20 protein-coding genes are annotated in these 21,728 nt (G+C 71.6%); 4 read left to right on the plus strand and 16 right to left on the minus strand.

From position 1 onward, the window contains the following. Positions 1–49 precede the first annotated feature (49 nt). From ACWC97_RS17400 to ACWC97_RS17450, 11 genes are all read right to left on the minus strand, one after another. The gene (locus tag ACWC97_RS17400; protein WP_352277407.1) at positions 50–871 is read right to left on the minus strand and encodes a Pro-rich N-terminal domain-containing protein; all 822 of its coding nucleotides are present in this window, start codon (positions 869–871) and stop codon (positions 50–52) included. Positions 872–1,000: 129 nt separating this feature from the next. Further along, positions 1,001–1,441, minus strand: coding sequence for a type II 3-dehydroquinate dehydratase (gene aroQ / locus ACWC97_RS17405; RefSeq protein WP_352277408.1), 441 nt, complete (start codon positions 1,439–1,441; stop codon positions 1,001–1,003). After that, positions 1,438–2,532 (minus strand): 3-dehydroquinate synthase, encoded by a 1,095-nt coding sequence (aroB, locus tag ACWC97_RS17410; RefSeq protein WP_352277409.1) that lies wholly within the window; start codon positions 2,530–2,532, stop codon positions 1,438–1,440. The genes aroQ and aroB overlap by 4 nt, the downstream gene beginning before the upstream one ends. Beyond that, positions 2,529–3,080, minus strand: a complete 552-nt coding sequence (locus ACWC97_RS17415) for a shikimate kinase (protein ID WP_352277411.1) — start codon at positions 3,078–3,080, stop codon at positions 2,529–2,531. The genes aroB and ACWC97_RS17415 overlap by 4 nt, the downstream gene beginning before the upstream one ends. Further along, positions 3,077–4,261 (minus strand): chorismate synthase, encoded by a 1,185-nt coding sequence (aroC, locus tag ACWC97_RS17420; RefSeq protein WP_352277412.1) that lies wholly within the window; start codon positions 4,259–4,261, stop codon positions 3,077–3,079. The genes ACWC97_RS17415 and aroC overlap by 4 nt, the downstream gene beginning before the upstream one ends. A 147-nt stretch (positions 4,262–4,408) precedes the next feature. Then, positions 4,409–5,245 carry a shikimate dehydrogenase gene (locus ACWC97_RS17425; RefSeq protein WP_450650137.1) on the minus strand — a complete coding sequence of 279 codons (837 nt, stop codon included), beginning with the start codon at positions 5,243–5,245 and terminating at the stop codon, positions 4,409–4,411. Next, positions 5,232–7,010 (minus strand): endolytic transglycosylase MltG, encoded by a 1,779-nt coding sequence (gene mltG, locus ACWC97_RS17430; protein ID WP_450650139.1) that lies wholly within the window; start codon positions 7,008–7,010, stop codon positions 5,232–5,234. Before mltG ends, ACWC97_RS17425 begins: the two co-directional genes overlap by 14 nt. A 95-nt stretch (positions 7,011–7,105) precedes the next feature. Beyond that, the gene (ruvX, locus tag ACWC97_RS17435; protein ID WP_352277415.1) at positions 7,106–7,579 is read right to left on the minus strand and encodes a Holliday junction resolvase RuvX; all 474 of its coding nucleotides are present in this window, start codon (positions 7,577–7,579) and stop codon (positions 7,106–7,108) included. Between the two features lie 8 nt (positions 7,580–7,587). Beyond that, positions 7,588–10,257 carry an alanine--tRNA ligase gene (gene alaS, locus ACWC97_RS17440; RefSeq protein ID WP_450650142.1) on the minus strand — a complete coding sequence of 890 codons (2,670 nt, stop codon included), beginning with the start codon at positions 10,255–10,257 and terminating at the stop codon, positions 7,588–7,590. Beyond that, positions 10,257–10,580 carry a hypothetical protein gene (locus ACWC97_RS17445; protein WP_352277418.1) on the minus strand — a complete coding sequence of 108 codons (324 nt, stop codon included), beginning with the start codon at positions 10,578–10,580 and terminating at the stop codon, positions 10,257–10,259. Before ACWC97_RS17445 ends, alaS begins: the two co-directional genes overlap by 1 nt. Positions 10,581–10,586: 6 nt before the next feature. Then, positions 10,587–11,024, minus strand: a complete 438-nt coding sequence (locus tag ACWC97_RS17450) for a DUF948 domain-containing protein (RefSeq protein WP_352277601.1) — start codon at positions 11,022–11,024, stop codon at positions 10,587–10,589. A gap of 215 nt (positions 11,025–11,239) precedes the next feature. On the opposite strand from ACWC97_RS17450, the gene ACWC97_RS17455 reads away from it, so the two are divergent. Further along, a complete protein-coding gene (locus tag ACWC97_RS17455) occupies positions 11,240–13,441 on the plus strand; it encodes an ATP-binding protein (RefSeq protein WP_450650143.1) in 2,202 nt (733 codons plus the stop codon). A gap of 16 nt (positions 13,442–13,457) precedes the next feature. On the opposite strand, the gene rpsD is transcribed toward ACWC97_RS17455, so the two are convergent. Then, positions 13,458–14,072, minus strand: coding sequence for a 30S ribosomal protein S4 (rpsD, locus tag ACWC97_RS17460; RefSeq protein WP_352277422.1), 615 nt, complete (start codon positions 14,070–14,072; stop codon positions 13,458–13,460). A 188-nt stretch (positions 14,073–14,260) separates the two neighbouring features. Here rpsD and ACWC97_RS17465 point away from each other — a divergent pair, with 188 nt between their 5' ends. Beyond that, complete coding sequence (locus tag ACWC97_RS17465) at positions 14,261–14,962, plus strand: DUF2470 domain-containing protein (RefSeq protein WP_450650145.1); 702 nt, start codon at positions 14,261–14,263, stop codon at positions 14,960–14,962. Between the two features lie 22 nt (positions 14,963–14,984). On the opposite strand, the gene ACWC97_RS17470 is transcribed toward ACWC97_RS17465, so the two are convergent. From ACWC97_RS17470 to ACWC97_RS17485, 4 genes are all read right to left on the minus strand, one after another. Then, positions 14,985–16,367 carry a replication-associated recombination protein A gene (locus ACWC97_RS17470; protein WP_352277424.1) on the minus strand — a complete coding sequence of 461 codons (1,383 nt, stop codon included), beginning with the start codon at positions 16,365–16,367 and terminating at the stop codon, positions 14,985–14,987. Between the two features lie 66 nt (positions 16,368–16,433). Next, entirely contained in the window at positions 16,434–17,069 is a 636-nt protein-coding gene (locus ACWC97_RS17475) for a vitamin K epoxide reductase family protein (RefSeq protein WP_385210872.1), read from the minus strand. A 340-nt stretch (positions 17,070–17,409) separates the two neighbouring features. After that, the gene (gene hisS / locus ACWC97_RS17480; RefSeq protein WP_352277427.1) at positions 17,410–18,675 is read right to left on the minus strand and encodes a histidine--tRNA ligase; all 1,266 of its coding nucleotides are present in this window, start codon (positions 18,673–18,675) and stop codon (positions 17,410–17,412) included. Positions 18,676–18,688: 13 nt separating this feature from the next. Then, positions 18,689–19,375: an MBL fold metallo-hydrolase gene (locus tag ACWC97_RS17485; protein WP_352277428.1), complete on the minus strand. Its 687-nt coding sequence runs from the start codon at positions 19,373–19,375 to the stop codon at positions 18,689–18,691. 150 nt (positions 19,376–19,525) lie between these two features. Here ACWC97_RS17485 and ACWC97_RS17490 point away from each other — a divergent pair, with 150 nt between their 5' ends. Then, positions 19,526–20,305, plus strand: a complete 780-nt coding sequence (locus ACWC97_RS17490) for a peptidylprolyl isomerase (RefSeq protein WP_352277430.1) — start codon at positions 19,526–19,528, stop codon at positions 20,303–20,305. A 188-nt stretch (positions 20,306–20,493) separates the two neighbouring features. Further along, positions 20,494–21,723, plus strand: a complete 1,230-nt coding sequence (locus ACWC97_RS17495) for a DUF349 domain-containing protein (protein ID WP_352277431.1) — start codon at positions 20,494–20,496, stop codon at positions 21,721–21,723. The last annotated feature ends 5 nt before the right edge of the window (positions 21,724–21,728 follow it).

Consider the following 21,728-nt stretch of genomic DNA (forward strand, 5'->3'; position numbering starts at 1 on the left):
CGGGGGCGCGCGCCCGCGCGGTCAGCGCAGCCGACCGGGGGGTGGGAATTCACCAGCTCGGCGGGGAGGCTATGGACCGGGCGAGGATGTCGTCCAGGACCCGGGCGGTGGTCTCGACGTCGTAGGTCGAGTTGTCGATGATCGGGAGCCCGGAGCCGTACCAGCCGGCCATCCTGCCGTGGATCCTGGCGACCTCCTCGTCCGAGAGGCGGCGGTTGCCGCTGCGCTCGGCGTTGCGCTCCAGGACGATCTCCAGGCCGGGCAGCAGGACGACCGGCAGGAGCCCGGGGCCGACATGGCGCTTCCAGCCCCCGAGGCCGACGACCGGCCGGTCGGGGAAGACCGCGTCGTCGAGGATGCAGGAGATGCCGTTGGCGAGGAAGTTGCGGGCGGCGAAGCCGCAGGTGCGGCGGGCCAGGCGGTACTGCGCCTCGGAGTGGTCGTTCCACCCGGCCTGCGGGTCGGCGAAGCCGGAGCAGACCCACTCACGGACGTCGTCGAGGCTCACATGGGCGGTGGGGACCCGGCGGCGGCTGGCCCAGAGCTTGGCGACGGTGGTCTTGCCGGCGCCGGCGGGGCCGATCAGCAGGACGGCGAGGGTCGCGCTGCCGGTGCCGGGCTCGGCGGGCGGCGCGGGCAGCGGCACCGGGCCGCCCGGCGGCAGCTGGACATGCCCGGTGGTCTCCCTGGGGGGAGGCCCGGGGGCGTGCTGCGGGGCCGGGCCGCTCCACCCGCCGGGGGCGGGCGGGGCGGCGGGCGGCGGGCCCGCCGGCAGGGGCGGGCCGGGGTGCTGGGCCTGGTGCGACCAGCCGCCAGGTCCGCCCGCGGGGCCCTGGGGCGGCGGCAGCGGGGCCCCCACTGCGTGCTGCATCCGGTGCCACTCCGTCTCGTACAGTCAACTGGCGCTGGTGGGACGGCAACCGTACCGTTCCCGGCCGCCACAGGGACAACGGGCGGGAAGCCGCCGCAGTGCCCGAACGGCCGGGAATCCTCCGGTCCGTCAGTCGGCGGGCCCGTCCGCCAGGGCGCGCAGGGCGAGGCGGTAGGAGTCGATGCCGAACCCGGCGACGGTTCCCGTGGCCACCGGTGCGACCACGGAGTGGTGGCGGAACTCCTCCCGCGCGTACGGGTTGGAGATGTGCACCTCGATCAGCGGCGCGGTGCGCTGGGCCGCCGCGTCCCGCATCCCGTACGAGTAGTGCGTGAAGGCCCCCGGGTTGAGAACGACCGGAATCGAACCGTCGGCGGCCTCGTGGAGCCAGCGGATCAGCTCGCCCTCGTCGTTGGTCTCCCGGACCTCGACGTCGAAGCCCAGCTCCTTGCCGAGGCTCCGGCAGGCGTCGACGAGTCCGGCGTAGGAGGTGGCTCCGTAGACGTCCGGCTCGCGGGAGCCGAGGCGGCCGAGGTTCGGCCCGTTGAGGACGAGCACCCGGCGCGTCACGCCGACACCTCCCCGTACGCGGCGAGCAGTACGGCCGGGTCGGGGCCCTCCAGGACGGTGGGCTTGCCGAGGCCGTCGAGGACGATGAAGCGCAGCAGGTCGCCGCGGGACTTCTTGTCGACCTTCATGGTCTCCAGCAGCCGGGGCCACTGGTCGCCCCGGTAGGTGAGCGGCAGCCCGACGGAGGCCAGGACGGCGCGGTGCCGGTCGGCGGTGGCGTCGTCGAGGCGTCCGGCCAGCCGGCCCAGTTCGGCGGCGAAGACCATGCCGACCGAGACGGCCGCGCCGTGCCGCCACTTGTAGCGCTCGTTCTTCTCGATGGCGTGGGCCAGGGTGTGGCCGTAGTTGAGGACCTCGCGCGGCCCGGACTCCTTGAGGTCGCCGGAGACGACCTCGGCCTTGACCCTGATGGCCCGTTCGATCAGCTCGGCGGTGTGCGGTCCGGTGGGCGTACGGGCGCCCTCCGGGTCCGCCTCGACCAGGTCGAGGATGACGGGGTCGGCGATGAATCCGGCCTTGATGACCTCGGCCATGCCGCTGACGTAGTCGTGGACGGGCAGCGAGTCCAGCGCGGCGAGGTCGCACAGGACCCCGGCCGGCGGGTGGAAGGCGCCGACGAGGTTCTTGCCCTCGGCGGTGTTGATGCCGGTCTTGCCGCCGACGGCCGCGTCGACCATGCCGAGCACGGTGGTGGGCACGGCGATCCAGCGCACCCCGCGCAGCCAGGTCGCCGCGACGAATCCGGCGACATCGGTGGTGGCGCCGCCGCCGACGCCGACGATCACGTCGGTGCGGGTGAAGCCGGTCTGGCCCAGCGCCTTCCAGCAGTACGCCGCGACCTCGGCGGTCTTGGCCTCCTCGGCGTTCGGCAGCTGGATCGCGATGGCCTCGTAGCCCTGGTCGGCGAGGTCCTGGCGGACCGCCCCGCCGGTCTCGGCGAGCGCCTCGGGGTGGAGGACCGCGACGCGCTTGGCGCGGTCGCCGATGAGCGTGGGCAGTTCGCCCAGCAGCTGCCGGCCGACCAGCACCTCGTACGGGTCGGTGCCCGCGCTGCCGGCGATCGCGATACGGGTGGGGGCCTGCTCGGTCATGTCTTCTCCTGGCCGGGGGCGGCGGGGCCGTCCCCGCGTTCCTGCGGTTCCAGTGCGTCGAGGACCGCGCGGGCGACCTCGTCGGGGGTGCGTCCGTCGGTGGCGACGGTCGCCCGCGCCACCTCGGTGTACAGAGGGCGGCGGGCCTCCATCAGCTCGCGCCACTGCCGGCGCGGGTTGACGGCGAGCAGCGGGCGGGCGGTGTTCAGCCCGACGCGCTTCACGGCCTCCTCGACGTCCATCGAGAGGTAGACGACGGGGTGTCCGGCGAGCAGCGCGCGGGTGGTGTCGTCGAGCACCGCGCCGCCGCCGAGGGAGAGGACGCCGGTGTGCTCGGCGAGGGCGGTGCGCACCGCCTGCCGCTCCAGCGCGCGGAAGTGCTCCTCGCCCTCGTCGAAGAAGATCTCCGGGATCGGCTTCCCGGCGACGGCGACCACGTCCGCGTCGGTGTCCCGGTAACCGGTGGAGAGCAGCCCGGCGAGCAGCTCCCCGACCGTGGACTTGCCGACGCCCATGGGGCCGACGAGGACGACCAGCGGGCCGCTCATCGGATGTGGAGGTGGTCGAGGTACGACTCCACGTTGCGCCGGGTCTCGGCGACGCTGTCGCCGCCGAACTTCTCCGCGACGGCGTCGGCGAGGACCAGCGCGACCATCGCCTCGGCGACGATGCCCGCGGCCGGAACGGCACAGACATCGGAGCGCTGGTGGTGGGCCTTGGCCGGTTCGCCGGTGACGACGTCGACGGTGGCGAGCGCGCGGGGGACGGTCGCGATCGGCTTCATCGCCGCGCGGACCCGCAGCAGCTCACCGGTGGTGAGACCGCCCTCGGTGCCGCCGGAACGGCCGGAGGCGCGCTTGATGCCGTCCTCGGTGACCAGGATCTCGTCGTGCGCCTGGGAGCCGGGCACCCGGGCCAGGTCGAAGCCGTCGCCGACCTCGACGCCCTTGATGGCCTGGATGCCCATCAGCGCGGCGGCGAGCCGGGCGTCGAGCCGCCGGTCCCAGTGCACGTGCGAGCCGAGGCCGACGGGCACGCCGTACGCCAGGACCTCGACGACGCCGCCGAGGGTGTCGCCGTCCTTGTGGGCCTGGTCGATCTCCGCGACCATCGCCTCGCTCGCGTCGGCGTCCAGGCAGCGCACCGGGTCGGCGTCGAGCCGCTCGACGTCGGAGGGCGTCGGGTAGACACCGTAGGGCGCCTTGGCCGCGGCCAGCTCGACGACATGGCTGACGATCTCGATGCCCGTGGTCTCCTTGAGGTACGAGCGCGCCACGGTGCCGAGCGCGACGCGGGCCGCCGTCTCCCGGGCGCTGGCGCGCTCCAGGATCGGCCGGGCCTCGTCGAAGCCGTACTTCTGCATGCCCGCGAGGTCGGCGTGGCCGGGCCTCGGGCGGGTCAGCGGGGCGTTGCGGGCCAGCTCGGCCAGGGTGGCGGGGTCGACCGGGTCGGCCGCCATGACCTGCTCCCACTTGGGCCACTCGGTGTTGCCCACCATCACGGCGACCGGGGAGCCCATGGTCAGTCCGTGGCGCACCCCGCCGAGGAAGGTGACCTCGTCCTTCTCGAACTTCATCCGCGCACCGCGGCCATAACCGAGCCGTCGCCGGGCGAGTGCGTCCGCCACCATCTCCGTGGTGATCGGGACACCGGCGGGAAGACCCTCCAGCGTCGCCACGAGTGCGGGGCCGTGCGACTCCCCCGCGGTCAGCCAGCGCAACCTGCTCAACGGTGCTCCTCATGCTCGCGCCTGGAACTGCGACGGCGCGACCGGGTGCGCGGCCCTGGCCCGCCGCCCCGATCCTCCCACGACCGGGGCCCCGGCCCGCCCGCCGGTCCAGCAGACGGACGGCCCTCGCCGGGCTCCGCCCCTGCCTCAGCGCCCCGCGAGAGCCGCTTCGCCGGCCAGCCGCATGGCCGGGAGCGGCGCGGGCGCACGGCCGGTCATCTGCTCGACCTGGAGCACGGCCTGATGTACCAGGAGGTCGAGACCTCCGACCACTGCGCCGCCCCGCGCCGCCCAGTCGGCGGCGAGCCGGGTCGGCCACGGGTCGTACAGCACGTCGAAGAGCATGCCGGGCCGCTCCGGCACGGCGGCGGCCAGGGCGTCCGTGGTTCCGGCGGGGGTGGTGGCGACGACCAGCGGGGCGCCCAGCGCCTGCCCGGCCTCCGCCCAGTCGGCGGTCCGGACGTCGACGCCGAGGCGCTCGCCCCAGCCGCGCATCTCCCGGGCCCGTTCCGGGCTGCGGACGTATGCCGTGACCGGTCCCGCGCAGATCTTGGACAGCGCGGCGAGTGCGGAGGAGGCGGTGGCCCCGGCGCCGAGCACGGCGGCGGACTCGACCTTCTCCACACCCCGTTCGCGCAGTGCCGCGACCATGCCGGGGATATCGGTGTTGTCGCCGGTCCGGCGGCCGTCCTCGGTGAGGACGACCGTGTTGACGGCCTCCACCGAGGCCGCGGTCGCGCTGATGGAGTCCAGCAGCGGAATGACCGCCCGCTTCAGCGGCATGGTCAGCGAGAGCCCGGCCCAGGTCGGGTCGAGCCCCGCCATGAATGCGGCCAGACCGTCCTCGTCCACCTCGAACCGGTCGTACGTCCAGTGGGTGAGGCCGAGTTCCGCATAGGCGGCCCGGTGCAGGACCGGGGAGAGCGAGTGCGCGATGGGCGATCCGAGAACGGCGGCACGGCACCGCCGGTCAGCCGAGGCCATGCTGTTCCTTGAACTTCTCGTTGAGCTTGTCGTGCTCGGCGGCCGTCTTGGTGAACTGGGTCTTCTTGCCGTCGAGCGAGATGAAGAACATCCACCCGTCGCCGGTGGGGTTGAGCGTGGCGCGCAGGGCCTCGTCGCCGGGGTTGCTGATGGGCCCGGGCGGCAGACCGGCGTGGTAATAGGTGTTGTACGGGTCCGGGTTGGTGTGGACCTCGTTCGACCCGATCTTGATCTTGCTCTGCTTCTTCAGGTAGTTGAACGAGGAGTCGAACTGGAGCTTGCGATTGGTGACGATGTTGTCGGGCTCGAGGCGGTTGTAGACAACCTCGGCCATCTTGCGGAAGTCGTCGTGCGTGAGCCCCTCCGCCTGGACGAGGCTGGCGACGGTGAGAACCTGCCAGGGGCCGTCCAGCTTGTACTTCTTGGCCGTTTTTTCGAGGTCGAGCTTCTTGTACTCCTCGTTGGAGCGGGAGACCATCTGCTTGAGGACGGCCTCCGGCTTGGTCTCCTTGGTGACCGAATACGCGGCCGGGAAGAGGAAGCCCTCCAGCGGGTCCTTGATGTCCTTGTTCTTACCCGCCCAGCCCGGCAGGCCGAGTTTCGACGCGTCGGACTTGGCGATGTCCTCGGTCGTCCCCTTCTTGAGGCCGAGCCTCTTGTCGATGAGCTCGTAGACGGCGGCGTTGCGCCATCCCTCGGGAATCACCAGAAGGTTCTGGCTCTTCGGGTCGACCAGCATCTTCACGGCCTCGGCCGCGGACATTTCCTTGCGGAGCAGGTAGACGCCCGCCTGGATGGAATTGCCCTTGGGGTTCTCGTTCTGCGCCGCGACGAACGCGTCGACGCTCTTGACGACGCCCTTCTTCTTCAGGATGTTGCCGATGTCGGCCCCGAAGGCGCCCTTCTCGATCTCGACCTCGACCTGGCCGGTGCCCGCGCCGGAGTAGTCGGGCGCCGAGCCGTACCGGTCCTTGAAGAAGCCGTAGCCGAGGTAGACGACCCCGCCGAGGCCGCCGGCCAGGACCAGCGAGACGACCAGACAGGCGCAGCCGTTGCGGCTCTTCTTCTTGCCCTTGCCGCGGCGCTCGCCGCCGCGTCCGCCACGGCGGGACGCGCGCGAGTCGTCCTCGTCGCCGTCCTCGTCGTCCTGGTCGCGGGTGCGCCTGCGGGAGCCCCGGTCGTCCCCGTCGTCGTCGCGCTCGTCCGTGCCCGTGAAGAAGGGGTGGGTCTCCTCCGGCTGGACCTCGGGGTCCCAGTCCGGGTTCGGCGCCGGTTCCTGCTGCGGGGCGGCCTCGCGGCGGCCCGGGGGCTGCGGCGGCGGGTAGGCCTCCGGGGTGCCGTAGTAGTCGTGCGCCTCCGGGTAGCCGCCCTGCCCCCCGCCGTACGGGTCGGCCGGCTGGGGGGCGTAGGGCATCGCACCCTGCTGCTGCCCGGTCTGCCAGCCGCCGTCGCCGTAACCCGGCTGAGCGGGCTGCTGGGGCTGGGGCTGCTGGTGCCCCTGCTGGGCGTACGGGTCCTGGGGGACTCCGTAACCGGGCTGCTGCTCGTACTGCTGCTGGGCGTACGGGTCGTGCGTCTGCGGCTGCTGCTGCGCGTACGGATCGTGCGGCTGTTGGGCGTACGGATCGTGCGGGTAGGACTGCTGCTGGCCGCCGTACTGGTTCTGGCCGTGGGCGGGCTGCTGTCCTCCCCATCCCTGGTCCCCGTACAAGGGATCCTCGGGATGCCACGGTTCGGAGCCGGGGCCCCGGCCATACTCAGTCATCGATCCCCTAGAGCCGCGAGACGACGTTCCGTCTCTTGCTGTGCGGTATTTGTTCGACACACCGCCGCATCGCGCGGAACGTTACCGTATCGCGATCAGCCAACCACCTCGACGGCTTCCCCGGGCGGACGGCCAGAGGCCCGTTCGGACTCCAGAGCGTTCTGAAGGATCACCACAGCGGCAGCCTGGTCGATGACGGATCGCCCTTTCTTGGACTTCACGCCCGAAGCGCGGAGCCCTTGACTGGCCGTCACTGTGGTCATCCTCTCGTCCACCAATCGCACCGGAACGGGTGCGGCCGAGCGGGCGACCTCCTGGGCGAAGACCCTGATCTTGGCGGCGGCGGGCCCCTCGCCGCCGCCGAGGGACCTCGGCAGGCCGATGATGATCTCGATCGGCTCGTACTCCTCGACGATCTGCCCGAGACGCCGGTGGGCCGCCGGGACGTCGCGTCCCGGAACGGTCTCCACCGGCGTCGCGAGGATCCCGTCGGGGTCGCAGGAAGCGACCCCGATCCGGGCGTCCCCGACGTCGATCGCGAGGCGACGGCCCCGGCGCATCTGCGTCATGCCCGGCGTCACGCCGTTTCGGTGACGAGGCGCTCGACGGCGGACACGGCGGCGCCGATCGACTCCGGGTCCTGGCCACCGCCCTGGGCGACGTCCGGCTTCCCACCGCCACCGCCGCCGAGGGTCTTGGCCGCGGCACGGACCAGGTCACCGGCCTTGAGACCGCGCTCGCGGGCCGCCTCGTTGGTCGCGATGACGGTCAGCGGACGGCCGTTGGCCGTGGTGAACAGGGCGACGACGGCCGGCCGGCCGCCCTGGATGCGGCCGCGGACGTCGAGGACGAGCCGGCGCAGGTCGTCGGCCGAGGTGCCGTCGGGCACCTGACCGGTGACCAGGGCGACGCCCCGTACGTCCTTGGCCGACTCGGCCAGTCCGGCGGCGGCCTGGAGGACCTTCTCCGCGCGGAACTTCTCGATCTCCTTCTCGGCGTCCTTCAGCTTGCCGAGCATGCCGGCGATCTTCTCGGGCAGCTCCTCCGGGCGTCCCTTGACCAGCTCCTGGAGCTGGGCGACGACGGTGTGCTCCTTGGCGAGGAAGTTGTACGCGTCGACGCCGACCAGGGCCTCGATGCGGCGCACGCCGGAACCGATGGACGACTCCCCGAGCAGCTTCACCAGACCCAGCTGGGCGGTGTTGTGGACGTGCGTACCGCCGCACAGCTCCTTGGAGAAGTCGCCGATGGTGACGACCCGGACCCGCTCGCCGTACTTCTCGCCGAACTCGGCGATGGCGCCCTGCTTCTTGGCCTCGTCGATCGACATGACCTCGGCCTGGACGTCGAGTTCGCGCGCGAGCACGTCGTTGATCTTCTGCTCGACGTCGGTCATGACCGTGCCGGGGACGGCGTTCGGCGAGCCGAAGTCGAAGCGGAAGCGGCCGGGCTGGTTCTCGGAACCGGCCTGGGCGGCCGTCGGGCCGAGCGCGTCGCGCAGGGCCTGGTGGGTGAGGTGCGTGGCGGAGTGGGCGCGGGCGATGGCCCGGCGGCGCTTCACGTCGATCGAGGCGTACGCCGGGGCACCGACGGTGACCTCGCCGACCTGGACGACACCCTTGTGGACGTGGACGCCGGGGACCGGCTTCTGCACGTCGCGGACCTCGATGACGGCGCCGGTGTCGAGCCGGATGCGGCCCTGGTCGGCGATCTGGCCGCCGCCCTCGGCGTAGAACGGGGTGCGGTCGAGGACGACCTCGACCTCGTCGCCCTCGGAGGCGGCCGGGGAGGAGACCCCGTCGACGAGCAGGCCGACGATGACCGACTCACCCTCGGTGGTCGTGTAGCCGGTGAAGTCGGTGGCGCCGGAGCTGTCGGCGACCTCGCGGTACGCGGACAGGTCGGCGTGGCCGGTCTTCTTGGCGCGGGCGTCCGCCTTGGCGCGGTCCCGCTGCTCCTTCATCAGGCGGCGGAAGCCCTCCTCGTCCACGGCGAGGCCCTGTTCGGCGGCCATCTCCAGGGTGAGGTCGATCGGGAAGCCCCAGGTGTCGTGGAGCAGGAACGCCTTGTCACCGGCGAGGACGCTGCCACCGGCGGCCTTGGTCTCGGTGACGGCGGTGTCGAGGATGTTGGTGCCGCCCTTGAGGGCCTTGAGGAAGGCGGCCTCCTCGGCGAGGGCGACGGTCTCGATGCGCTTGCGGTCGGTGATCAGCTCGGGGTACTGCTGCCCCATCGTGTCGATCACGACGTCGACCAGGTCCTTGACGACCGGCCCGGTGGCGCCCAGCAGGCGCATGTTGCGGACGGCGCGGCGCATGATGCGGCGCAGCACGTAGCCGCGGCCCTCGTTGCCCGGGGTGACGCCGTCACCGATGAGCATCACGGAGGTGCGGATGTGGTCGGCGACGACCCGGAGCGAGACGTCCGAGCCGTGCTCGGCGCCGTAGCGGACGCCGGTCAGCTCGGTGGCCTTGTCCATGACGACGCGCAGGGTGTCGGTCTCGTACATGTTCTGCACGCCCTGCAGGATCATCGCGAGGCGTTCCAGGCCGAGGCCGGTGTCGATGTTCTTCGACGGCAGGTCGCCGAGGATCGGGAAGTCCTCCTTGCCGTCGCCCGCGCCGCGCTCGTACTGCATGAAGACCAGGTTCCAGATCTCCACGTACCGCTCGTCGTTCACGGCCGGGCCGCCCTCGACGCCGAACTCGGGGCCGCGGTCGTAGTTGATCTCGGAGCAGGGGCCGCAGGGGCCGGGGACGCCCATGGACCAGAAGTTGTCCTTCTTGCCCAGGCGCTGGATGCGCTCGGCCGGGACGCCGACCTTCTCGCGCCAGATCCGCTCGGCCTCGTCGTCGTCGAGGTAGACGGTGATCCACAGCCGCTCGGGGTCGAGGCCGAAGCCGCCGTCCTCGACGGAGCTGGTGAGCAGCTCCCAGGAGAGCGTGATGGCGCCCTCCTTGAAGTAGTCGCCGAAGGAGAAGTTGCCGCACATCTGGAAGAACGTGCCGTGCCGGGTGGTCTTGCCGACCTCCTCGATGTCCGGCGTACGGACGCACTTCTGCACGCTGGTGACGCGCGGGGCCGGGGGCTTGACCTCGCCGAGGAAGTACGGCTTGAAGGGGACCATGCCCGCGGGGACCAGGAGCAGAGTCGGGTCGTCCGCGATGAGCGACGCCGAAGGGACGACGGTGTGACCGCGCTCCTCGAAGAAGCTCAGCCAGCGGCGACGAATTTCTGCCGACTCCATCAGTGGTCCTCATTCCGGTTGTACGACTTATAGGGGAGCTTGCGGTGTTCGGTGGTCACGACGAGGTGCGGCCGGACCGGAAGGTCCTGGTCGACCGGTGCCTCCAGCCCCAGCGCCTCGCCCAGTTCGGCCTCGCGCCGGACCATGGACTCCCGGACGTCCAGAGCGAAGTCCTTGAGCCGGTGTCCCGTCTCGATCGCCCGGTCGGCGGCCTGCGCCGCGAGGCTCTCGGGGGTGAGCTGCTTGAGCTTCTGATTCACCTTGGCCGTGGCCCAGACACCGGCGGCGGCACCTGCGGCGAACCAGAACGTACGGCGGAACATGCTGCGTCAGTCCTTCGGTCCGCGGGAACTTCTGCCGTTGCGCTTCCGGCCGCGCGCGGACGGCACCGCGCGGCCGACGATCACCTGCCGGCGGGGGGCCTCCGGTTCGGCTCCGGTCCTGCGGCCGATGGCCCGGCGCACCCCGTAACCGAACGCGGCGACCTTGACCAGCGGGCCGCCGAAGGTCGAGGCGACCGTGGTGGACAGCGCGGAGGCGTTCGACGTGACCTCCTGGACGTCCGTCGCGATCGCGTCGACCTTGTCGAGCTGGGTCTGCGCGGAACGCACGGTGGCGGAGGCGTCGGCGAGCAGCGGAACGGCCTGCTCGGTCACGTCCGCCACGAGCTTGGTCGTCGCCCTGAGCGTCTGGGCCAGCCTCACCAGCACGACGGCGAGGAACGAGACCAGGATCGCCCAGAAGACGGCCACCAGGATCCCGGCCACCTCTCCACCGGACACAGTGCACCGCTCTCTCGGTCGTCGCTGTCTTCGTACTGTCTCTTGTTCGGTCCGGCGACGGCCGTGGTCACGGCCGGTCGTCGTCCCTTGAGCCTATCGCGCCGGTGGTCGCACCCCGTACCGCATTACCCGGGGAAACGTCGAGGGGCACCCGGACGAGATTGTACGGAGAGCCGCCGTACCAGTACTCTGCGTGTTTCATGCGACGCCCCCAGCGCCCCGTTGCGTCCCCCCACGTTCCCCACGCCCGGACCGGCCCCGGGAACCTCCCGGCGGAGCTGAACAGATTCGTCGGACGGGAGAGCGAACTCGTCCGCCTCGCCCAGCTCCTGGAGGAGTCCAGGCTGGTCACGGTGGTCGGCGTCGGCGGGGTGGGCAAGACCCGCTGCGCCGTCCGCGTCGCCGGTCTTCTGGAGAAACGGTACTGCGACGGCGTCTGGATGGCCGAGCTCACCACCCTCCACGACCCCGAGCTGCTGGAGCACGCCCTGGTCGACGCGCTCGGGCTCTCCGGCCATGTCGGCAGGGCGCCCCGCGCCACCCTCGCCGAGCATCTGGCCACGCGCCGGCTGCTGCTGGTGATCGACGGCTTCGAGCAGCTCGTGGACGCCTGCGCCTCGCTGGTGCGGGACCTGCTGCGCCGGGCCCCGGGGCTGCGGGTGCTGGCCGTCGGGCGGCTTCCGCTGGAGCTGGCCGGGGAGGTGGTCTTCCCGCTGCCGCCGATGTCGGACGCGGACGCGGTGCTGCTGTTCGAGGAGCGGGCCGCCGCGGTCCGCCCGGACTTCCGGCCGGCCGACGACGAGCGCGAGGCCGCCCGGGAGCTCTGCCGCCGCCTGGACGGAATCCCGCTCGCCCTGGAGCTGGCCGCCGGACGGCTGCGCGCCCTGTCCACCGTCCAACTGCTGCAGCGTCTGGACGACCGCTTCCGGCTGCTCACCGGTTCGAACCGCAGCGCGCCCGCCCGCCACCAGACCCTGCGTACCGCCATCGGCTGGAGCCACGAGCTGTGCGCGCCGGAGCAGCGGCTGCTCTGGGCACGGCTCTCGGTCTTCGCCGGACCGTTCGACCTGGAGGCCGTGGAGTACGTCTGCGGCGGGGCCGATCTGCCGGCCGACGCGATGCTCGACGTGCTCTCCGGGCTGCTGGCGCAGTCGGTCGTGGTGCGTGAGGACTCGGCGCACGGCACCCGCTACCGGATGCTGGACACGGTGCGGGAGTACGGCGCCGAGTGGCTGGCGGCCACCGAGGACACGGAGCGGCTGCGCCGGCGCCACCGGGACTGGTACCTGGGGCTCGCGACCTGGTGCGAGCTGGACTGGTTCGGCCCCCGGCAGGCCGAGGTGGCGGCGCGGGCCGAGAGCGAGCTGCCCAATCTGCGGCGGGCGCTGGAGTGCTCGCTGGAGAATCCGGGCGAGGCCCATCTCGCGCAGCATCTGGCCGGCACGCTGTGGTTCGTCTGGGTGTGCTGCGGGCGGCTCTCGGAGGGGCGGCACTGGCTGGACCACGTGCTGGAGGAGGAGACCCCGTACGACTCCTCGCGGCTGAAGGCGCTGTGGGTGCTGGGTCACGTGGCGGTGCTCCAGGGCGACCCGGTCGGCGCGGTCGCCGCGCTGCAGGAGTGCCGGGAGGCGGCGGAACGGGGCGACGACTCCGTGGCGCTCGCCTACGCGGCGCACCGGCTCGGGAGCCTGGCGCTCGTCACCGGCGACCTGGGCCGGGCGCGGGAGCTGCTGGACGACGCGGCGCGCCGTTACCGGGAGCTCGGCGAGCTGAACAGCAATGTGCTGATGGCCCGGGTCGAGCTGGCGGCCGCGGTCGGGTTCGACGGGGACCCGGACGGGGCGGCCGCGATCTGCGAGGAGATCACGGCGGAGTGCGAGGACCACGGGGAGCTGTGGGCTCGGTCGTACGCGTGGTACGTGCTGGCCTTCGCGGCCGCCCGGCAGGGCCGTCCGGCACGGGCCCGGGAACTGCTCGGGCAGTCACTGACGATCAGTGGCGCCTTCCACGACCTGATCGGTTCGGTGCTCGCCCTGGAGCTGCTGGCGCTGGTCACGGTGGTGGAGGGCGACGCGGCGGAGGCGGCGGTGCTCCAGGGGGCCGCCGACCGGCTCTGGCCCTCGGTGGGGCTGCCGCTGTTCGGTTCGGCGCACTTCGGGCAGGTCCGGGCGCGGTGCGAGGAGCTGGCCCGCCGGAAGCTGGGGGACACCCGCTACGAGTCCGGGCTGCGCGAGGGTGGGCGGCTGGATCCGGACGCGGCGGTGGCCAGGGCGCTGGGGAACGGCCCCGCGGTCCGGCGGCAGCCCCCGGCGCCCCGGCCCGGAGCGGTGGCGCCTCCCGGAAAACCACTCCGGCCCGCCCCTTCCCGTACATCGGGAGGAAGCGGGCCGGAGCGCCGTTGAAACGACTACGCCTGGATCAGCGGGCGTAGTACTCGACGACGAGCTGCTCGTCGCAGATCACGGGGATTTCCTTGCGGTTCGGGTCCCGGTCAAGGCGGAAGGCCAGGGCCTTCAGGTTCACCTGCAGGTAGCGCGGGGTCTCGCCGTCGGTGTCGTTGCCACCCTCACGGGCCACCTGGAAGGGGACCTTGGAACGGCTGCGCTCGCGGACCTGCACGACGTCGTCGGGACGCACGCGGAAGGACGGCTTGTCGACCTTGCCACCGTTGACCTCGATGTGGCCGTGGACGACCATCTGACGGGCCTGGTAGATGGTCTTGGCGATGCCCGAACGCAGAACCAGGGCGTCGAGACGGCGCTCCAGCTCGACGACGAGCGCCTCGCCCGTCTTGCCCTCGGCCTTCTTGGCGCGGTCGTAGGCGCGCGCCATCTGGCGCTCGCTGATGTCGTACTGGGCGCGAAGACGCTGCTTCTCCAGCAGACGGACCTTGTAGTCCGAGTTCTGCTTGCGGCCGCGGCCGTGCTCGCCCGGCGGGTAGGGGCGGGCCTCGAAGTACTTGACGGCCTTCGGCGTCAGCGCAATGCCGAGCGCGCGGCTCTTCTTGACCTTGGGACGCGACTGGTTAGGCACGTTCTCCAGACCTCCATCGTAGGTTAGGTTAGGCTCACCTTAGTTGAGGAGATCGCATGTCTCGCCCGGGGAACACCAGTCACTTCACGGACAGCACTGACAGCGTCGACACCCCTCGGGGTGCCGATACGACGGAGGACCGATCAGATCGTGGTCAGCCGCGCCCCAGCGGGCTTGAAACCACTCGGATGCCGTCAGCAGCCGAGCGCACACGAACTCTCGTACAGAGTACCTGCTCCGCCGTACTGCTCGTCCCCGGGCTGCGCCGTCTGCCCTGGGAACAGCTGACGCCCCTGGCCAGGACGGTGGGACCGGAGGGCGATGTCTTCCTCGAACTGCCCACCGGCTCCCCCGTCGTACGGGCCGCCGCGCACGCCCGGGCCGGGGAACCGGAGGCCGTGCTGGAGATCACGGACGTCGCCCCGGTCTCCGTCCCGCACCGCGTCCGCGGCCGGGCATGGGTCTCCGGCCGGCTGACCGCCGTCCCCGGCCTCTCGGGCCCCGGCCGCACGACGCTCCGGCTGGAGACCGAGGAGGCGTACGTGGACGATCTGTGGGGCACGGGGGAGGTCCGGCCCGAGGAGCTGCGCGACGCGTCCGCCGACCCGTTCCTGGACCACGAGGCGGAGCTGCTCCAGCATCTGGCCACGGCCCACGGCGAGCAGCTGCGGAGTCTGCGCGGGCTGCTGGGCGGGCGGACGGCGGGCCGCTGCCCGGCCCATCTGCCCTCGGTCGTTCCGCTGGCGATGGACCGGTACGGACTGCGCGTGCGGCTGTGCGAGCCGGCCGGCCCGTACTACGACGCGCGCTTCGAGTTCCCCGAGCCGGTGCGGGACGCCTCCGGACTGAGCCACGCCGTACGGACCCTCTTCGAGGCGGCGGCGCGCTGACCGGGGACGCTGTCGCAGCGCCTCACCCCGAGGCCGGACCGGCCTCCTTGCCCGGGCCCGTACGGCCGAGCCGCTCGCGGACCCGGTCGACCACGTCCGCGTAGCGGGCCTCCGCGCCGTAGCGCGTCGGGCGGTAGTAGTGCCGGTCCCGGACCGCGTCCGGCGCGTACTGCTGGGCGGCGATGCCGCCGGGGACGTCGTGCGGGTAGACATAGCCCTGGGCGTGGCCGAGCTTGGCGGCGCCCTTGTAGTGGCCGTCGCGCAGATGGGCCGGGACGGGGCCGGCGAGGCCCTTGCGCACGTCCTCCTGGGCGGCGGATATCGCCAGCGTGGCCGCGTTGGACTTGGGGGCCAGGGCGAGGGCGATGGTGGCGTGGCTCAGGGTGAGCGCCGCTTCCGGGAAACCGATCATGGCGACCGCCTGCGCGGCGGCAACGGCGGTGGGCAGCGCCGTGGGGTCGGCCAGGCCGATGTCCTCGCTGGCCGAGATCATCAGCCGGCGCGCGATGAACCGGGGGTCCTCCCCCGCCTCGATCATCCGGGCCAGGTAGTGGAGCGCGGCGTCCACGTCGGAGCCGCGGATCGACTTGATGAGCGCGCTCGCCACGTCGTAGTGCTGGTCGCCGTCCCGGTCGTAGGTGACGGCCGCGCGGTCGACGGTCTCCTCCAGCGTCTGGAGGCTGATCTCCTCCTCCCGCTTGTCCAGCGCCGCACCGGCCGCGGCCTCCAGCGCCGTCAGCGCCCGGCGGGCGTCACCGCCCGCGATGCGCAGCAGATGCGATTCGGCGTCCTCCGGCAGCGTCACCGCACCGCCGAGCCCGCGCTCGTCGGCCAGCGCCCGGCCGAGCAGCCCGCGCAGGTCGTCGTCGGTGAGCGGCTCCAGGGTGAGCAGCAGGGAGCGGGAGAGGAGCGGCGAGATGACCGAGAAGTAGGGGTTCTCGGTGGTCGCCGCGATCAGGGTGACCCAGCGGTTCTCGACCGCGGGGAGCAGGGAGTCCTGCTGCGCCTTGGAGAAGCGGTGGATCTCGTCGAGGAAGAGGACGGTCTCCTTGCCGTACCCCCCGGTGGCGCGGCGCGCGCCCTCGATGACGGCCCGCACCTCCTTGACGCCCGCGGTGATCGCCGAGAGCTCGACGAAGCGCTTGTTGGTGGCCTTGCTGACCACGTACGCCAGGGTCGTCTTCCCGATGCCGGGCGGGCCCCAGAGGATCACGGACGACGGGCCGGCCGGGCCGCCGTTCCCCTCCCCCACGAGGCGGCGCAGCGGCGAGCCCGGCTTGAGCAGATGCTGCTGGCCGACGACCTCGTCGAGGGTGCGGGGACGCATCCGGACGGCCAGGGGGCTGCCGGTCGGGTCCTTCTCCTGGCGGTCTTCGGCTGCTGCGGTGAAAAGGTCGGGCTCCACGTCTTGAAGCCTATGTCACGGCACCGACATCCCCGCCGGACCGGGCGATCGGGGGAGGCCCGCCGGTCAGCTGGTCCAGAAGTCCCACCAGCGGGTCAGGATGAGCATGCCGATGACCCCGATCCACAGGACCGGCACCACCCAGTGGAACTCCGTGAGGCCGTTGCGGAGCCAGTTCGGCGCGGGGATGATCCGGTGCTTGATGTTGTGCGTGGTGACGTAGCAGAACATGAAGATCGTGGCGACCCAGGCCAGGCAGCACCAGAGGCAGAGCGAGTTGATGTTGTAGAGCGACTGGTACTGGAGCCAGGTGCAGAAGCCGACGCCGAACAGGGTTCCGGCGTTCATGCCGAGCCAGTACCAGCTGCGGAACCGGGCACCGGCGAGCAGGGCCAGGCCGATGCCGATGATCACGGGGTAGGTGGCCAGGCCGAGCATCGGGTTCGGGAAGCCGAAGGCCGCCGCCTGCTCGCTCTTCATGATGTTGCCGCAGGCGACCACGGGGTTCAGGCTGCACCCCGGTGTGAAGTTGGGGTCCTCCAGCAGCTTGAACTTGTCGATCGTGATGACCCAGGCGGCGAGGAGCCCGGCGGCACCGGTGATCACCAGGAGCAGTGCGAACGCGCGACCGCCGCCGATGGTCCGCCCGCCGCCGTCCTCGTCCTGCTCGGAGGAGGGATGGTCAACCGTTGCAGTCGTCATATCGCCGTTCCATCAGTGAGTGGCCTGCTGGGCACGGGTCATTGTGCCGCAACCCGGCACCGGTCTTCCGTTCGATGAACATAAAGGTGTGCCCAAAGCTGCCCGCACGGCCGGTACGGGCTGCGGGGGTTGGAGGGGCCCGCACCGGCGCCGGGCTCCTGACGGGGACCGAGTCGCGGCTCACCCTCCTCAACGCGGCTCTGGGAAACCACGGTTGGCGTTTCCCCGTCAATTCCACCCGCTGGAATGAATCTACCCCCGCCGAGTTGACGCCGGGTGGGGTGGCCGCACACGCCGAAGGGGGCGGCGACGGAACCCCGTCACCGCCCCCTTCCGGGACCTATCGGCCCAGGCGCCCGCGGATCTCCCCGGCCACCTCGGCCAGGGCCACGGGCGTCTGCTCGCCGGACTCCATGTCCTTGAGCTGGACGACGCCCTCGGCCAGGTCGCGCTCGCCCGCGACGACCGTGAAGCGGGCCCCGGACCGGTTCGCGCTCTTCATCGCGCCCTTGAGGCCCCGGTTCCCGTACGCGAAGTCCGCCGCGACACCGTCGCGGCGCAGCTGGGTGACCACGCCGAAGAGCACCCGCCGGGCCTCCTCGCCGAGCGGTACCGCGAAGACGCTGGTGGTCGCGGGGAGTTCGAGCTCGACGCCCTCGGCCTCCAGCGCGAGCACCGTACGGTCCACGCCGAGCGCCCAGCCCACCGAGGGGAGCGCCGGGCCGCCGATCATCTCGGAGAGGCCGTCGTAGCGGCCGCCGCCGCCCACCGCGGACTGCGAGCCGAGCCCGTCGTGGACGAACTCGAAGGTGGTGCGGGTGTAGTAGTCGAGACCGCGGACGAGCTTCTCGTCGTCCTCGTAGACCACACCGGCCGCCGAGAGCAGGTCGCGCACCTCCTCGTGGTACGCCTTGCAGGCGTCGCACAGGTAGTCGCGCAGCACCGGGGCGCCGGTCAGCTGCTTCTGCACCTCGGCCCGCTTGTCGTCGAGGACCCGGAGCGGGTTGATCTCGATGCGGCGGCGGGTCTCCTCGTCCAGGTCGAGCTCGCGCAGGAAGGTCTGGAGGGCGTCCCGGTAGACGGGGCGGCACTCCTTGTCGCCCAACGAGTTGAGCAGGATGCGGAAGTTCCGCAGGCCCAGCGTGCGGTACGCCTGGTCGGCCAGGATGATCAGCTCGGCGTCCAGCGCCGGGTCCTCGGCCCCGATCGCCTCGGCGCCGACCTGCGAGAAGTGCCGGTAGCGTCCCTTCTGCGGGCGCTCGTAGCGGTAGTAGGAACCGGAGTACCAGAGCTTCACCGGCAGGTTGCCGAGCTTGTGGAGGTTGGCCTCCAGCGCGGCGCGGAGCACCGAGGCGGTGCCCTCGGGGCGCAGGGCCAGCTGCGAGCCGCCCTTGGTGGTGAGGGTGTACATCTCCTTGGTCACGATGTCGGTGGACTCACCGACACCGCGCGAGAAGAGGGCGACGTCCTCGAAACCGGGCGTCTCGATGTAGCCGTAGCCGGAGTTCTTCAGGGGTGCGGCGATCGCCTCGCGCACCGCGAGGTACTTGGCGGAGTCCGGCGGAGTCAGGTCGTACGTGCCCTTGGGGGCCTTGAAGGTGCTCACGGGGTTCTTCTCGTCACATTCCTCGTCGGGGCGCGTCCAGTCCGTTCAGGAACGGATTGGAGACGCGCTCGCGGCCGATGGTCGTCTGGGGGCCGTGGCCGGACAGCACCACGGTCGAGTCGTCGAGCGGCAGGCACACGCGGGCCAGCGACTCGAGCAGCTCGGCGTGGTCGCCACCGGGCAGGTCGGTGCGTCCGACGGAGCCGGCGAAGAGCAGGTCGCCCGAGAAGAGGACCTGCGGAACATCCGCGGCCTCGGGCATCCTGAACGTCACCGACCCCTTGGTATGGCCTGGCGCGTGCGCGACGGAGAACTCCATACCGGCCAACTCCAGACGGGCACCGTCACTCAGCTCCTTGACGTCGTCCGGCTCCCCGATCGTCAGCTCGCCCATGAGCGGCATCCCGATGGAGCGGCCGAGGGCCTTCTCCGGGTCGCTCATCATGAACCGGTCCTCGGGGTGGATCCAGGCGGGGACGTCGTGCGCGCCGCACACCGGGACCACCGAGGCGACGTGGTCGATGTGGCCGTGGGTCAGTACGACGGCGACCGGCTTCAGCCGATGCTTCTTCAGCGCCTCCTCGACTCCGGAGGCGGCCTGGTGGCCCGGGTCGATGATCACGCACTCCTCGCCCGCGGCCGGGGCGACCAGATAGCAATTGGTCCCCCAGGCCCCTGCGGGGAACCCGGCAATGAGCACGATCGTCCTTAATGGTCGTCCGACGGCGGAACGCGACGGAGGGGGTCGCGGCAGTTCAGAGCCTACCGGCGCTCCTCATTCCACAGCTAACCCATATACGGTACGGGGCAGCCAAGGCCCGAACCCACGACCCAGCAAGGAGATCACCCGGTGGTCAGCAGCGATCAGCGGCGACGGCAGCTCGCCAGGGACAAGTTCCAGCGGCAGCAGCAGCGCCGGGAGGAGGCCCGCAACCGCAGGAAGCGGCTGACGATCATCATCGCGTCCTCGGTCGTGGCGGTGGCGGTCATCGGCGGGGCCTCCTACCTCGCCCTCAGCGGCGACGACACCAAGAAGGACACCGCGGACGCCGCCGCGAGCGCGAGCCCGTCGCCGAGCGAGGAGAGCAAGGCTCCCGAGCCCGCGATGAAGATCGACAAGAAGGCCGCGTACACGATGGCGCTGGGAACGAGCCAGGGCGACATCTCGTTCTCCATGGAGGCGGCGAAGACGCCGCACACCACGAACTCCTTCAAGTCGCTGGCCGACAAGGGCTTCTTCGACGGAACCAAGTGCCACCGGCTCACCACGCAGGGCATCTTCGTCCTGCAGTGCGGCGACCCCAAGGGCGACGGCACGGGCGGCCCCGGATACACCATCCCCGACGAGAACCTGGACGGTCTGGGCAAGCCCGGCAAGGACGGCACGGTGACGTACCCGGCGGGTACGGTCGCGATGGCGAACGCCGGACCGCAGACCGGTGGCAGCCAGTTCTTCCTGGTCTACAAGGACAGCAAGCTGCCGCCCAACTACACCCCGTTCGGCACGATGGACGACGCCTCGCTGAAGACCCTGGAGAAGATCGGGGCGGCGGGCGCGGTGGGCGGTGCGCCCGACGCCGCGCCGAAGAAGGAAGTGAAGATCACGAAGGCCACTGTCGACAAGTCGTGACCGGCCGGACCGCCTCCGGCGCCGCCGGGTGCGGGACTGATTTTTTTCGGTCGCGCTGAGTGCGGACAGCCGGGCGGCCGGTCGCCTAGATTGACGTTGTGCAGGGCGGGCGCTGCCCGCCCCAGGAAACTGTGGACGATGCCAAGGGGGGTAAAACCCCCTCGCGGGCATCAGGTGGAGGAGACGCTGTGAGCAGCGACCCGTGGGGCCGTGTCGATGAGACCGGCACCGTGTACGTGCGGACAGCCGACGGCGAGCAGGTCGTCGGATCGTGGCAGGCGGGTTCCCCCGAGGAGGCTCTGGCCTACTTCGAGCGCAAGTACGAGGGCATTGCGGTCGAGATCGGCCTCCTCGAACGGCGGGTGAAGACGACCGACCTGTCGGCGAAGGACGCGACGACCGCCATCGAGCATCTGCGTGTCCAGGTGGACGAGCACCACGCCGTGGGTGACCTCGACGCGCTGCGCAAGCGGCTCGACGCGCTCGTCGCGGCAGTCGAGGCGCGTCGTGAGGAGCGCAAGGTCCAGAAGGCGAAGCAGACCGACGAGGCGAAGCACGCCAAGGAGGCCCTGGTCGCCGAGGCCGAGGAGCTGGCGCAGAGCGAGCAGTGGCGCTCGGCCGGCGAACGGCTCCGCGCGCTCGTCGACACGTGGAAGGGCCTCCCCCGGCTCGACCGCAAGTCCGACGACGAGCTGTGGCACCGCTTCTCGCACGCCCGCTCGGCGTTCTCCAAGCGCCGCAAGGCCCACTTCGCCTCGCTGGACGCCCAGCGCGAGGACGCCCGCAAGGCGAAGGAGAAGCTGGTCGCCGAGGCGGAGTCGCTCTCCGGCTCCACCGACTGGGGGGCCACCGCCGCCCGCTACCGCGACCTGATGACGGCGTGGAAGGCGGCGGGCCGCGCCCAGCGCGAGGCCGAGGACGACCTGTGGAACCGCTTCCGCGGTGCGCAGGACGTCTTCTTCGCCGCCCGCAGCGAGGTCTTCGCCGAGCGGGACGCGGAGCAGGGCGACAACCTCAAGCTGAAGGAGGAGCTCGCGGTCGAGGCCGAGCGTCTGGTGCCGGTGAAGGACCTGAAGGCGGCCAGGGCCGCGTTCCGGGCCATCAACGAGCGCTGGGAGGCCATCGGCCACGTACCGCGCGACGCCCGCCCGAAGGTAGAGGGGCGGATGCACGCGGTGGAGCGGGCCCTCCAGGAGGCCGAGGAGGCGGAGTGGCGCCGGACGAATCCCGAGGCGCGGGCCCGCGCCGCGGGGCTGACCGGTCAGCTCCAGGCGGCCGTCGACAAGCTGCGTACGCAGATCGACGCCGCCCGCGCCTCGGGCAACAACGCCCGCGCCGACAAGCTGGCCAAGGAGCTCGAAGGCCGTCAGGCGCTGCTGGACCAGGCGCTCAAGGGCCTGGAGGAGTTCGGGGGCTGAGTCGG

The sequence above is a fragment of the Streptomyces sp. NPDC001108 genome (assembly GCF_053598535.1).

Coding starts and splice junctions, on each gene's coding strand:
- ACWC97_RS17455 (WP_450650143.1), top strand. CDS start 11,240: ATGCGACGCCCCCAGCGCCCCGTTGCGTCCCCCCACGTTCCCCACGCC.
- ACWC97_RS17425 (WP_450650137.1), bottom strand. CDS start 5,245: ATGGCCTCGGCTGACCGGCGGTGCCGTGCCGCCGTTCTCGGATCGCCC.
- ACWC97_RS17415 (WP_352277411.1), bottom strand. CDS start 3,080: ATGAGCGGCCCGCTGGTCGTCCTCGTCGGCCCCATGGGCGTCGGCAAG.
- aroB (WP_352277409.1), bottom strand. CDS start 2,532: ATGACCGAGCAGGCCCCCACCCGTATCGCGATCGCCGGCAGCGCGGGC.
- ACWC97_RS17400 (WP_352277407.1), bottom strand. CDS start 871: ATGCAGCACGCAGTGGGGGCCCCGCTGCCGCCGCCCCAGGGCCCCGCG.
- ACWC97_RS17475 (WP_385210872.1), bottom strand. CDS start 17,069: ATGACGACTGCAACGGTTGACCATCCCTCCTCCGAGCAGGACGAGGAC.
- ruvX (WP_352277415.1), bottom strand. CDS start 7,579: ATGACGCAGATGCGCCGGGGCCGTCGCCTCGCGATCGACGTCGGGGAC.
- alaS (WP_450650142.1), bottom strand. CDS start 10,257: ATGGAGTCGGCAGAAATTCGTCGCCGCTGGCTGAGCTTCTTCGAGGAG.
- ACWC97_RS17465 (WP_450650145.1), top strand. CDS start 14,261: ATGCCGTCAGCAGCCGAGCGCACACGAACTCTCGTACAGAGTACCTGC.
- mltG (WP_450650139.1), bottom strand. CDS start 7,010: ATGACTGAGTATGGCCGGGGCCCCGGCTCCGAACCGTGGCATCCCGAG.
- ACWC97_RS17445 (WP_352277418.1), bottom strand. CDS start 10,580: ATGTTCCGCCGTACGTTCTGGTTCGCCGCAGGTGCCGCCGCCGGTGTC.